We start from the raw sequence: 12060 nt of genomic DNA on the forward strand, positions 1-12060 counted from the left end.
TCGCCTCAAACGGGGGGGATGGGAACGGGGGGCCTTCGGGTCCCCCGTTTTCGTTTGGGGACGGCTCAGGCGTCCGGCCAGGGACCGCCGAGGCGGCAGCGCACGGTCCACCAATCGGGCCGCAGGGAATCGACCCGCGCGGCCAGGGCGTCGGCCTCGATGTCGCTGGCGCAGATGGCGAAGCAGGTCGCGCCCGAGCCGGACATGCGGGCGATCAGGGTTTCGCGCTCCTCGGAGAGGGTGGCGAGCACGTCGCCGACCTCGGGCGCCAGGCCGACGGCCGGGGCCTGGAGGTCGTTGCGCATCATGCCGAGCCAGGCGGCCAGTTCCTCGACGCTCTCGAAGGCGGCCGGCAGCGGCGGCGGCTCGACCTCGCCGAAGTCGCCCAGGGCGTCGAAGGCGCGGTAGACGGCCGGGGTCGAGACCTCGACCCGCGGATTGACCAGCACCGCCTCGAGGGTCGGCAATCGCGGCGCGGGCGTCAGCAGCTCTCCCCGCCCCTGCGCCAGCACCGGCCGGCCCCAGAGGCAGGCCGCGCCGTCGGCGCCCAGCGAGGCGGCGATCGCCTCGAGTTCGTCATCGTCGACCTGCACCCCAAGCGCGGTGCGCAGCAGCCGCAGCGCCGCGCCGGCGTCGCTGGAGCCGCCGCCCAGGCCCGCGGCCACCGGCAGCAGCTTTTCGAGCGACAGCCCGACCAGCGGCTGGGGTCCGCGGGCGCGGGCCAGCAAGGCGCGGGCGGCGCGCAGGACGAGGTTGTCGCCCTCGCCCGCCAGCATGCCGCCGAACGGGCCGTGGACGCGGACCGACAAGGCGTCGGCTTCGTGCAGCACGACGCGGTCGCCGACATCGGCGAAGGCCATCAGGCTGCACAGCGGATGGTAGCCGTCCGCGCCCGGCGCGCCGACGTGCAGGAAGAGATTGATCTTCGCCGGAGCGAAGGCGATCGGGCTCATGCGGCTACTGGCCGGCGATGCGCGGCGTGGCGGACGGGCCCTTCGGTCCCTGGCCGGAGGCGAGCTTGGCCTCGACGTCGGCCTTGATCTTCGGATCGGGATCCAGCGTCAGCACCCGCCGCCACTGATACTCGGCCTCGATGCGGCGGCCGACGCGCCAGTAGGCGTCGCCGAGGTGGTTGTTGATCTCCGGATCGCCGGCTTCCAGCTCGACCGCCTGCTCCAGCAGGTCGACGGCCTTCTTGTAGTCGCCGAGCCGGTAGTGCGCCCAGCCGAGGGAATCGATCATCGCGCCCGACTGCGGGTTGGCGGCCACCGCCCGCTCGACCATCCCGAGGGCTTCGGCCAGCCGCTCGCCGCGGTCGATCCAGGTGTAGCCGAGATAGTTGAGCAGTTCGGGCTCGTCGGGGCGCAGCTCCAGCGCCGCCTTGAGGTCGCGCTCGCCTTCGGGCCAATGGCCAGCGCGCTCGTAGGCGACGCCGCGCATGTAGAGCAGGCGCCAGTCGGCGGTGGAATTGGCGTCGATCAGGCCGCTCAGCACCTGGGCGGAGTCGTCATAGCGCTCGTTGGCGCGCAGCAGGTCGGCGTAGGTGAGCTTGGCCTCGGCGTCGCCGCCGGCGGCGGCCTCCTGGGCCATCTTCAGCGCCACGTCGGACTGCTTGGCGTTCTGGTAGCTCCAGGCGAGCTTGCTGCGAGCGGCGCTGTAATCGTTCGAGCCCGGCTTGGGCTTGGCGTAGGCCGCGCGGGCGCCGTTGACGTCGCCGGCCGCTTCCATGATGTCGCCGACCATCAGCCAGGCGGTGTCGCGGCCGGGATCGAGCCGCAGGGCCAGGCGCAGATAGGCCAGTCCGAGCTGCTCCTGCTTGGCGGCCAGCATGGTCGCGGCCGGGGCGACCAGCACCTGGGCCGCGCCCTGGCGCAGGTTCGGCGCGGCCGGCGCCGACTTGCCCGCGGCGGCGCGCGCGCGGGCGCTGATCAGGTTCTCGTTGTTCGGCGTGACGGCCAGGGAGCGGTCGTAGAGCGCGACGGCGTCGGCGCGGCGGTTGCGGCGCTCCAGGAAGGCGCCATAGGCCTGGACGGCGATGTCGCCGGGGGCGTCGCCGCCGGTCAGCGCCTTGTAGTCGGTCTCGGCCTCGTCGTAGCGGCGGGCGCGCTCGAAGAGCCAGGCCTGGCCCAGCTGCCCGAAGTAGTCGACGACGCGGTCGCCGCGCATCTCGGGCCGCACGAGCGAGCCTTCGGTGTCGCCGGCCATGGCGGCGGCCCAGGGGGCGAGCAGCGCGGCGGCGCCGCGGTGCGGGAAGCCGATGGCGTCGCCGGACAGCGCGGCCTGCGCCTCCTTGCCCTTGCCTTGCGCCATCAGCTCGACGGCGATGACCAGCTGGCCGAGCCGCTTGGTGGCCTCGGAGGCGTCGGCGCCGTCGGGCGCCAGAGCGGCGGCTTTCGGAATGTCGCCGGCCAGCACGGCGGCGGTGAAGGCGCGGTCGCGAAGCAGGTCGCTGGAGCCGCCCTCGAGCTCGGCGCGCTCGAAGTAGGCGGCAGCCTCGGCGCCGGCGCCGTCGTTCAGCGCCCCTTGCCCGGCCAGGAAGGATCCGTAGGCCGAGCCGCCCATGCCGTCATTGACGGGCGGCGTCCAGGCGACGTCCTGAGGCGCGGTGGCGCAAGCGGTGACGAGGAGGAGCGGAGCGAGGGCGACAAGCAGACGGCGCATGCCTGCGAAACTCGGCGCTTTCGGGGGCGAGTTCAAGGCGTGGCGGAGCAACTCAGGTGAAATCGCGAATCCAAAGAAAGAAGGGGGCCGCGAGGGCCCCCTTCGGTCTCTTACATGTTCGGGTAGTTGGGCCCGTCGCCGCCCTGCGGCGTCGTCCAGTTGATGTTCTGCGACGGATCCTTGATGTCGCAGGTTTTGCAGTGGACGCAGTTCTGGAAGTTGATCTGGAACTTCGGATTGTTCCCCGCCTCGTCGTACAGCACCTCGTAGACGCCGGCCGGGCAGAACAGGCGCGCCGGCTCGCCGAACCGCGGCAGGTTCACATTCACCGGGATGCTCGGATCCTTGAGCTTCAGGTGAGCGGGCTGGTTCTCGTCGTGGTTGGTCGACGACAGGAACACCGACGACAGCTTGTCGAAGCTGAAGACGTTGTCCGGCTTCGGATAGACGATCGGCTTGTAGTCCTTGGCCAGGCCCGTCGCTTCCGCATCGGTCTTGCCGTGCTTCACCGTGCCCCACGGCGACCAGCCGCCGAAGATGTTGGCGATCATGGCGTCGAGGGCGCCCAGGCCGATGCCCGGGATGGTGCCGAACTTCGACCACAGCGGCTTGAAGTTACGGACGGCCCACAGCTCCTTGTGGACCCACGACTTCTTGTAGGCGTCCTCGTAGCCCGAGAGCTCGTCGCTGGAGCGGCCGCCCTGGATGGCTTCGAAGGCGGCCTCGGCGGCCATCATGCCGCTCTTGACCGCGTTGTGGCTGCCCTTGATGCGCGGGACGTTGACCATGCCGGCCGAGCAGCCGAGCAGCACGCCGCCCGGGAAGTAGAGCTGCGGCAGCGACTGCGAGCCGCCCTCGGTGATGGCGCGGGCGCCGTAGGCGACGCGCTTGCCGCCTTCCAGGTAGCCGCGGATGGTCGGGTGGGTCTTGAAGCGCTGGAACTCGTCGAAGGGCGAGATCCACGGGTTCTTGTAGTTCAGGTGCACCACGAAGCCGATGGCCACGTAGTTGTCCCCGAAGTGGTACATGAACGAGCCGCCGCCGGTGGCGTTGTCGAGCGGCCAGCCGAAGGTGTGCTGCGTCAGGCCCGGCTCGAAGTTCTCGTCCGGCACCTGCCAGAGTTCCTTGATGCCGATGCCGAACTTCTGGGCGTCGCGGCCGTTGGTCAGGCCGAAGCGCGCCTGCAGCTGCTTGGCCAGCGAGCCGCGGACGCCTTCGCCGATGAAGGTGTACTTGGCGTGCAGCTCGATGCCCGGCTGGTAGTCGGGGCCCGGATTGCCGTCCTTGTCGATGCCGAACACGCCGGCGACGACGCCCTTCACCGAGCCGTCTTCATTGTAGACGACTTCCGAGGCGGCCATGCCCGGATAGATCTCGACGCCGAGCGCTTCGGCGTGAGCGCCCAGGGCGCGGCAGACGTTGCCGAGCGAGGCGATGTAGTTGCCGTGGTTCAGCATCCACTTCGGGAAGGGCAGCCACGAAACGTCCAGTTCGCCGTTCGGGCCGAGGATCACGAACTTGTCGCGGGTGACCTTGGTCTCCAGCGGGATGCCGAGTTCCTTCCAGTTGGGCAGCAGTTCGTTGATGCCCTTGGGGTCGATCACCGCGCCCGAGAGAATGTGAGCGCCGACTTCGGAGCCCTTCTCGAGCACCGCCACCGAGACCTCGGTCCCAGCCGCTTCGGCCAGCTGCTTGAGGCGAATGGCCGCCGACAGCCCCGAGGGCCCGGCGCCGACGATCACGACGTCGTATTCCATCGCTTCGCGTTCAATCGTATCAGTGGCGATGGTCTCGCTCATGATCCCCGTAACTCCCAAAAGGCCGCGCCGGGGTTCCCCTCCCCCTTGTTTCACGCGGCGTTGATCCGTCGGGCGACTTATCCGAAGCTTGTACAAGGGCGGTCAAGCGCGAACTCGGCTATAGACGCTCTTTAAAGAACACCATGAGCCAAGCCGTGCCCTTCGATCGTGTCGCCGAAAGCCTCCTCGCCTTCTGGGCGGAAGCGGGCGTCGACGCCATGCTGCATGATACGCCCATCGATCGGATCGAGGCGGGCAAGTTCGTGCCCCCCAAGCCGCCCGAGAAGACGCCGCTTGCCGCGCCGCTGCCGCAACCGCGCGCCGGCGCCGACGTCGCCAGCGCGGTCGCCCAGGCGCGGCAGCTGGCCGCGGCCGCCCAGGACCTCGAGGCGCTGAAGGCGGCGATCACGGGATTCGACGGCTGCTCTCTTAAATTTGAAGGCGCGCGCCAGGCGGTGTTCGCGCGCGGCGCCGCCGACGCGCCGCTGCTGGTGATCGGCGAAGGCCCCGGCGCCGACGAAGACGCCCGCGGCGAGCCGTTCGTCGGCCGCGCCGGCCAGCTGCTGGACAAGATGCTGGCCGGCGCCGGCCTCAGCGGACGGGCGTTCATCACCAACACCGTGTTCTGGCGTCCGCCCGGAAACCGCACCCCCTCGCCGCAGGAACAGGCTGTCTGCCAACCGTTTCTGGAGCGCGCGATCGAACTGGTGTCGCCCAAGATGCTGCTGCTGGTCGGGGCGCCCGCGGCCAAGTCGATGCTCAAGCGCGACGAGGGCATCCTGTCGCTGCGCGGCCGCTGGTTCGAGTGGCGCTCTGAGTCGGGAAACCTCGAACTGCCGGCCATGCCGACCCTGCATCCGGCCTTCCTGCTGCGCCAGCCGGCGGCCAAGAAGAAGGCCTGGAGCGACCTTCTGACCCTGACCGAACGGCTTGATCGCCCTGACCGTGGCGCTTAAGACTTAACCGTCACGAGAACTGAGGGTCACGTTGTCCGCGCGCAGAGGCGGCGACGTGGGGATCGCATGCGGGCACGCAAGGGCATGCGGATCGCGGTCTTGGCCATGATCTGCTCCGCCATCGCCGGAACGACGAACGCTGCGCCACAGGCCCTGAGCCCGTGGGACGCCAAGCGCTACGCCGCTGCGTTCGACGCCGTCGACCGGGGCGACTTCATCGACGCCGAAATGCAGACGTCCGAGATCAAGGATCGTTCCTTGGCCGGCCACCTGGCGTTCCGCCAGCTCATGCACCCGGGCGGGCACGTCGCCAACTACGACGACCTGGCCAAGTGGCTGGACCAGTACAGCGACCTGCCCGGCGCCGAGCGAATCTACACCCTGGCCAGCAAGCGCAAGCCGCCACTGGCCAAGCCGCTCAAGGCCCCGCTGCTGGCCGGCGCCGACTGGCGGCGGGTCGAGATCACCGCCCAGGGCATTTCCGGCAAGGCCCCGGCCGACCGCACCCGCAAGGCGCGCGAGGCCTTCTACTCCGGCGACGTGCAGACCGCGATGGATCTGGCCCCCGCGGTCGGCGAGCGCTGGATCGCCGGCCTGGCCGCCTATCGCCTCAAGAACTACGCCGTCGCCCAGACCTTCTTCAGCCAGGTCGCCCGCGACGAAGAGGAAGACCCGTGGCTGCGCTCGGGCGCGGCCTATTGGGCGGCGCGTTCGCTGGAACAGACCGGCGACACGACCCGGGCGCAGGGTTTCCTGAAGCTGGCCGCCCGCCACCCGACAACCTTCTACGGCATGATCGCCGAGCGCCGCGTGCGGCTGGAGGCGCTGGATCGCGTCTCCGAAGCCCCGCCGCGGGCCCCGACCGTCACCCGCGAGATCGTGCCGGCGACCTTCGCCTCGGCGCCAAGCGCGCACCTGACCCCGTTCATCCGCGACGACGCCCGCGCCCACCGCGCGACGGCGCTGGCCCAGATCGGCATGCCGGTCGAGGCCGGGCTGGAACTGCGGGCCGGCCTGGCGATGGCCAAGAGCGAGGCCGACCGCTCGCAGTGGATGTCGCTGATCCTGGCGCTGAACACGCCGCTGACGTCGGACGCCGACGTCGCCGCCTCGCTGCCGGCCGCGCGCTCGTTCGCCGAGCCAGACTATCCGACCCCGGTGCTGGAGCCGAAGTCCGGCTTCACCATCGACCGGGCGCTGGTCTACGCGATCGTCCGCCAGGAAAGCCGCTTCAACCCCCAGGCGGTTTCGCCGGCCGGAGCGGTCGGGCTGATGCAAGTGATGCCGGAAGCCGCCGCCCGCGCCGCCGGCGACGACAAGCTGAAGGCGGACATGAGCCCGATGTTCGACCCGGCGTTCAACCTGCGCGTCGGGCAGGACTATGTGACCTGGCTGATGGAACGCGGCGTCGGCTACGACATCCTGCGCACGGTGGCGGCCTATAACGGCGGCCCTGGCACGCTGCTGAAGACCGCCAAGATGGTCGGCGACGAGGGCGACAGCCTGATGGTGATCGAGAGCCTGCCCAGCCAGGAAACCCGCAACTACGTCGAGAAGGTGATGGCGGGCTACTGGACCTATCGCAAGAAGTTCGGGCTCGACACCAAGACCCTCGACGCGCTGGCGCAGGGCGCGCGCTTCGTCGACGCGCGGCTCGACCGCTAGCTGAGGATTCGCGCGCGGCCGACCCGGCGGCGCAACGCGGCCAGGTCCCCCGCGCCGTCCATTGCCTGCCCCCTGGCGAGCACGCCGGCCAGCTTGGGGCCGGTCAGGCGCTCGATAAGGCCGGGCTCGCGCGCGACCAGCAGGGCCGACCCGCCGCCCTCCTCCAGGTGTCGCCGCACGCTCTCGCCCCAGCCCGGCCGCAGGCGCAGCGACACCGGCAAGGCCAGCACGTAGTCGCCCTTGGCACGGCGCAGGGCGGCGGCGAAATCGGCGACGACGTCGGCGCCGGCGTCCTCGCAGATCGCCAGGGTCGCATCGGTGGATCCGGCGTCGGCCACGAGCACCTCGCGCACCAGACCCTCGACGGCCGCCGGCACCAGCGCGGACAGCAGCGCGGCCAGGTCGCGGTCGGAATTGGCCGTGGTGACGACGACGGAGATCATGCCCATCAAAGGTGACGCTTCGGGCCCCGCGTCAACATTGTTCTTGTTTCGTTCGCGCGCGATCCTATGCTGCCGGCGTGAGTACGTTCACCCAGCAGATCACGGTGCGCGGCCGCGGGGCGCGGTCCAACGCCAGCGGCCGGTTCGAGAGCCAGGCCCGCGAGGCGTTCGACGACGGCTGGACGGTCGAGGACGCCGAACCGCAGCAGCTGAAGACCACGCTGAGCCCCGAGAACGCCCGCACGATCATCAGCAAGAACGACAGCCCGGATGTCGGTTTCTCGCGCTCGATCAACCCCTATCGCGGCTGCGAGCATGGCTGCATCTACTGCTACGCCCGCCCGGCGCACGCCTATATGGGCCTCTCGCCCGGCCTCGATTTCGAGAGCCAGCTGTTCTTCAAGCCGGACGCCGCCAAGCTGTTGGAGAAGGAGCTCTCCTCCCCGCGCTATCGGCCCGAGTTCATCCACATCGGCGGCAACACCGACCCCTACCAGCCGGTCGAGCGGACCACACGGATCACGCGCGGGGTGCTGGAGGTGATGGAGCGGTTCGGCCATCCCTGCTCGATCATCACCAAGTCGGCGCTGATCCTGCGCGATCTCGACGTGCTCGCCGCCATGGGCCGGCGCAACCTCTGCCGGGTGGCGATCTCGGTCACCAGCCTGGACCGCAAGCTGGCGCGCAGCATGGAGCCGCGGGCGGCGACGCCCGAGCGCCGGATCGGCGCGATCAAGGCGTTGGCCGACGCCGGCGTACCGGTGGTGGTGATGTTCGCCCCGGCGATCCCCAGCCTCAACGACCATGAGATGGAGGCGGTGCTGGAACGGGCGGCGCAGGCCGGGGCCAAGGGGGCCGGCTATGTCGCCCTGCGGCTGCCGCGGGAGATCAAGGATCTGTTCCGCGAGTGGCTGGAGACCGACCATCCGGACCGCGCCCGGCGGGTGATGTCGCTGGTTCGCCAGATGCGCGGCGGCCTCGACTACGATCCCGAATGGGGCAAGCGCATGCGCGGCGAAGGCCCGATCGCCGAGCTGATGTCGCAGCGTTTCCAGGCGGCCAAGAAGCGCTTCGGCCTGGATGTGAAGCTGCCGGCCCTCGACCTGTCGCAGTTCAAGGTTCCGGCCAAGGCCGGCGACCAGGGCGACCTGTTCGGGGCCTGATCTACCGGCTGAACACCCCGACCAGTTCGACGTGCGGCGACCAGAGGAACTGGTCGACCGGCAGCACCCGCTCGAGCGTGAAGCCGGCGTCGACCAGGGTGCGGGCGTCGCGGACGAAGGTCGCCGGATTGCAGGAGACGCCGATGGCGCGGGCCACGCCCGAGCGGGCGATCTCGGCCGCCTGTTCGGCCGCGCCGGCCCGGGGCGGGTCGAAGACGACCGTGTCGATGCGCTTCATCTCCTCGGCCAGCAGCGGGCGGCGGGTCAGGTCGCGGGCCTCGGCGGTGATTCCGTGCAGGCCCGGCGCGGTGGAGATCGCCGCGCTGAGCGCGCGGACGGCGGGGGCCGCGCCGTCGGCGGCCAGGACGGGCGCGACCGCGGCCAGCCGGAAGGTGAAGGTGCCGACGCCGCAGAACAGGTCGGCGATCCGCTCGGCGCCGGCCGCGGACTCGACGACCATCGCGGCCATCGCCGCCTCGGCCTCGGGCACCGCCTGCAGGAACGCGCCGGCCGGCAGGGCGACGGTCGCCGCGCCGATGCGGACGGTCGGCTGGCGGGCCATGTAGGCGACTTCGCCGTCCATGGTGACACGGGCGAAGTCGGCCTCGGCCGCGAACTCGGCCATCCGCATGCGCGCGTCGGCCGAGAGCCCGCCGCTTTTGCGCTCGACCCCGCTGATGTCGATGTCGAGGCCGGTGGAGGTCAGCGTCACGTGCAGGGTCGGGGCCGACTTCGGGTGCTCGAACAGCGGCGCGGCCAGGCGCCGTAGCGCCGGCAGCGCGGCCTCCAGGGCCGGATCGGCGATCGGACAGGCGCTGATGTCGACGACGTCCCACGACTTGCGGGTCTTGAAGCCCAGGCGCGCGGCGTCCTTCTTGCCCTGGCGGGCGTGGAGCGCCAGGCGGCGGCGGGTGTGCGGCTTGGCGGCGAAGGCCGGCAGGACCTCGGTTTCGATCCGCTCGCGGGCCAGGGTGCCGATCAGCCGTTCGACCTTCCAGGCCAGGTAGGCGTCGTGTTCCCAGTGCTGCAGCGCGCAGCCGCCGCAGACGCCGAAGTGCGGACACGGCGGGGTCACCCGCTGCAGGCTGGCCTGCAGGATCGCCTCGACCTCGCGCCGCTGCGGGCCGGCGGCCAGCCGCACGTGCTCGCCCGGCAGCGTGAACGGCGCATAGAGCGGACCGGCCGCAATGCCGTCGCCTTCGCCGCCTACAGCCTCGATCAGAACCTCTACCGGCGGACCGGAGGGGGCTTCGGTGGGTCGGGCCCGATGAGGCCGGGGACGTCGCATGCTCAAAACTCGCCTGATGGCGCCGACCCCGCAATCCCAAGCGGGATAAGGCGTCAACGAAGATGAACGTACATGAACGAGGCGCTCAAGCACCGTTCAGACTCGTTCAGCCAAGTTCCATAGCGCAGGCGGGGCCTCGGCGCCGCCTCCGAGTTCGAATGAAGGAGAAGCCGATGAAACGCGCTCTTGCTCTCGCCGCCGCCGGGATGATGGCCGTGACCGTGCCCGCCGTGACGTTCCCGAGCATCGCGTCGGCGCAGTCTTACGACCCCTGCCGCGAGCAACAACGCCAGAGCGCCAACAAGGGCACCATCGTCGGCGGCCTAGTCGGCGCGCTGGCCGGCGGCGGCGTCGCCGCCAAGGGCGCCAAGACCGAAGGCGCCGTGCTGGGCGGCGCGGTCGGCGCGGTGGCCGGCCACGAGATCGGCAAGCGCAACAGCAAGTGCAGCAACTACCGCCCTGCCCCGCGCCCGGCCGCCCGCACCAGCAGCAACTACCAGCGCAGCAGCTACAGCCAGCCCAGCAACTGCCGCTGGGTGCAGGACAACTACGCCGGTCGCAACCACAGCTACGAGGTCTGCCGGGGCCGTGACGGCGTCTGGCGTCCGAGCGGCCGCAGCTAACTCAACGACAACAAGCTCGCATCAGTCCCAAGGGGTAATTTGCAATGAACTTCCGTTCGACCTTCGCCAAGAGCGCGCTTGCTGGCGTGGCCGGCGTCATGGCGCTCGGCTCGGCCGCCGCCATCCCCACCTTCGCGGCCGCCCAGTCGGCCCCGTACTATGGCAACAGCTACGGCAACACGTACTACGACCCCTGCCGTCGTGACTCGACCAACCGCGGCACGGTCGGCGCCCTGGTCGGCGGCGCGCTCGGCGCGGCGATCGGCTCGAACGCCGCCGCCCGCAACGCCCGCACCGAAGGCGCCCTGCTGGGCGGCGCGCTCGGCGCGCTCGGCGGCGCGGCGGTCGGCAAGAACTCCGCGGCCTGCGGCGGCACGACGGCCTATCGCGCCCCGCAGACCAGCTACAACGGCTACTACGGCCAGCCCGCCGACAACGGCTACTACGCCCGTTCTTACGACGACCGCCGCTACTACGACCGCAGCGAGCCCTATCGCGTGGTCGAACGTCCGGCCGCCGCCACCGACGGCTGCACCCTGGCCGAAAGCCCGATCTACCTGCCCGACGGCCGCACCCAGAAGCGTTTCGTCCGCGTCTGCCCCGACGCGAACGGGAACTTCCAGGTCGTCGACTAAGCCTCCCAAGGGGGAGCCCGTCGGCGTATTCGACGGACGGAAGCCGCTCGCGCCGCCCCGCGCGGGCGGCTTCTCCTTTTCGATCAGGCCCTCTGGGCCCAGAGCAGGAACTCGAGGTTGCCGTCGCCGCCGGCGATAGGGCTGTCGGCGACTTCGCGCACGGCCCAGCGCGAAGCCGTCAGGAACGCCGCCACCTCGTCGAGCGCCCGGCGGCGCGCGGCCTCGTCCTTGACCAGCCCGCCCTTGCCGACGTGCTCGGGCCCGACCTCGAACTGCGGCTTGACCAGCGCGACCAGGTCGGCCCCGCCGGCGGCGAGCGCCAGGGCGGCGGGAAGCGCCTTGGCCAGCCCGATGAAACTGACGTCGGTGACGATGAGATCCGGGGCGATCGGGATCAGGTGCGGGTCGAGGCTGCGGGCGTCGACACCCTCCAGGCCGACCACGCGCGGATCGCCCGCCAGCTTGGGGTGCAGTTGGCCGCGGCCGACATCGACGGCGTAGACCCTCGCCGCGCCCCGCAGCAGGCAGACCTCGGTGAAGCCGCCGGTCGAGGCGCCGACGTCGACGACGGTGCGGCCTTCGACCTGCACCGGCCAGAGATCCAGGGCGTGGACCAGCTTCAGCGCCCCGCGCCCGACATACGGGTGCGCGGCGACGGCCGCGATGTCGGCGGCCTCGTCGATCAGGTCCGAGGGTTTGGAAAGCACGCGGCCGGCGACGCTGACGCCGCCGGCCTCAATGGCGGCCCGGGCCTTGGCGCGGCTGTCGAACAGGCCCTGTTCGACCAGGACGACATCCGCGCGCTTCTTGCCCAAGCCTTGTCCAGG

At 70.8% G+C, this 12060-nt stretch carries 11 protein-coding genes; 5 read left to right on the forward strand and 6 right to left on the reverse strand.

The features are described from left to right. Positions 1-65 precede the first annotated feature (65 nt). The 3 genes from AC1Q87_RS05255 to AC1Q87_RS05265 form a co-directional block, all read right to left on the reverse strand. On the reverse strand, positions 66-953 hold the full coding sequence (locus tag AC1Q87_RS05255) for a 4-(cytidine 5'-diphospho)-2-C-methyl-D-erythritol kinase (RefSeq protein ID WP_492607915.1): 888 nt from the start codon (positions 951-953) through the stop codon (positions 66-68). Between the two features lie 4 nt (positions 954-957). After that, positions 958-2661 carry a tetratricopeptide repeat protein gene (locus tag AC1Q87_RS05260; RefSeq protein WP_492607916.1) on the reverse strand — a complete coding sequence of 568 codons (1704 nt, stop codon included), beginning with the start codon at positions 2659-2661 and terminating at the stop codon, positions 958-960. Positions 2662-2771: 110 nt separating this feature from the next. Next, entirely contained in the window at positions 2772-4460 is a 1689-nt protein-coding gene (locus AC1Q87_RS05265) for an electron transfer flavoprotein-ubiquinone oxidoreductase (protein ID WP_492607917.1), read from the reverse strand. A 143-nt stretch (positions 4461-4603) separates the two neighbouring features. Here AC1Q87_RS05265 and AC1Q87_RS05270 point away from each other — a divergent pair, with 143 nt between their 5' ends. Next, positions 4604-5416, forward strand: a complete 813-nt coding sequence (locus AC1Q87_RS05270) for a uracil-DNA glycosylase (RefSeq protein WP_492607918.1) — start codon at positions 4604-4606, stop codon at positions 5414-5416. Positions 5417-5482: 66 nt separating this feature from the next. Next, positions 5483-7081 carry a lytic transglycosylase domain-containing protein gene (locus AC1Q87_RS05275; protein WP_492607919.1) on the forward strand — a complete coding sequence of 533 codons (1599 nt, stop codon included), beginning with the start codon at positions 5483-5485 and terminating at the stop codon, positions 7079-7081. On the opposite strand, the gene AC1Q87_RS05280 is transcribed toward AC1Q87_RS05275, so the two are convergent. Beyond that, positions 7078-7530, reverse strand: a complete 453-nt coding sequence (locus AC1Q87_RS05280; RefSeq protein ID WP_492607920.1) for a glycosyltransferase — start codon at positions 7528-7530, stop codon at positions 7078-7080. The two genes, AC1Q87_RS05275 and AC1Q87_RS05280, sit on opposite strands and share 4 nt — an antisense overlap. 71 nt (positions 7531-7601) lie before the next feature. Between AC1Q87_RS05280 and AC1Q87_RS05285 the strand changes: the two genes are divergently transcribed. After that, the gene (locus AC1Q87_RS05285) at positions 7602-8687 is read left to right on the forward strand and encodes a PA0069 family radical SAM protein (protein ID WP_492607921.1); all 1086 of its coding nucleotides are present in this window, start codon (positions 7602-7604) and stop codon (positions 8685-8687) included. A 1-nt stretch (position 8688) separates the two neighbouring features. Here the strand turns inward: AC1Q87_RS05285 and AC1Q87_RS05290 are convergent, their stop codons facing one another. After that, entirely contained in the window at positions 8689-9975 is a 1287-nt protein-coding gene (locus AC1Q87_RS05290; protein WP_492607922.1) for a class I SAM-dependent RNA methyltransferase, read from the reverse strand. 173 nt (positions 9976-10148) lie between these two features. Between AC1Q87_RS05290 and AC1Q87_RS05295 the strand changes: the two genes are divergently transcribed. After that, positions 10149-10598: a glycine zipper 2TM domain-containing protein gene (locus tag AC1Q87_RS05295; protein ID WP_492607923.1), complete on the forward strand. Its 450-nt coding sequence runs from the start codon at positions 10149-10151 to the stop codon at positions 10596-10598. 44 nt (positions 10599-10642) lie between these two features. Next, a complete protein-coding gene (locus tag AC1Q87_RS05300) occupies positions 10643-11233 on the forward strand; it encodes a glycine zipper 2TM domain-containing protein (protein ID WP_492607924.1) in 591 nt (196 codons plus the stop codon). Positions 11234-11316: 83 nt separating this feature from the next. Here AC1Q87_RS05300 and AC1Q87_RS05305 read toward each other — a convergent pair whose 3' ends face one another. After that, positions 11317-12048, reverse strand: a complete 732-nt coding sequence (locus AC1Q87_RS05305; protein WP_492607925.1) for a TlyA family RNA methyltransferase — start codon at positions 12046-12048, stop codon at positions 11317-11319. Positions 12049-12060: the final 12 nt, after the last annotated feature.

Source organism: Phenylobacterium sp. GW823-FHT02A09, from assembly GCF_058797775.1.

Bases quoted from the DNA above. Each gene is read 5' to 3' on its own strand.
- AC1Q87_RS05295 (WP_492607923.1), top strand. From the start codon at position 10,149: ATGAAACGCGCTCTTGCTCTCGCCGCCGCCGGGATGATGGCCGTGACC.
- AC1Q87_RS05265 (WP_492607917.1), bottom strand. From the start codon at position 4,460: ATGAGCGAGACCATCGCCACTGATACGATTGAACGCGAAGCGATGGAA.
- AC1Q87_RS05300 (WP_492607924.1), top strand. From the start codon at position 10,643: ATGAACTTCCGTTCGACCTTCGCCAAGAGCGCGCTTGCTGGCGTGGCC.
- AC1Q87_RS05280 (WP_492607920.1), bottom strand. From the start codon at position 7,530: ATGGGCATGATCTCCGTCGTCGTCACCACGGCCAATTCCGACCGCGAC.
- AC1Q87_RS05290 (WP_492607922.1), bottom strand. From the start codon at position 9,975: ATGCGACGTCCCCGGCCTCATCGGGCCCGACCCACCGAAGCCCCCTCC.
- AC1Q87_RS05260 (WP_492607916.1), bottom strand. From the start codon at position 2,661: ATGCGCCGTCTGCTTGTCGCCCTCGCTCCGCTCCTCCTCGTCACCGCT.
- AC1Q87_RS05270 (WP_492607918.1), top strand. From the start codon at position 4,604: ATGAGCCAAGCCGTGCCCTTCGATCGTGTCGCCGAAAGCCTCCTCGCC.
- AC1Q87_RS05275 (WP_492607919.1), top strand. From the start codon at position 5,483: ATGCGGGCACGCAAGGGCATGCGGATCGCGGTCTTGGCCATGATCTGC.
- AC1Q87_RS05255 (WP_492607915.1), bottom strand. From the start codon at position 953: ATGAGCCCGATCGCCTTCGCTCCGGCGAAGATCAATCTCTTCCTGCAC.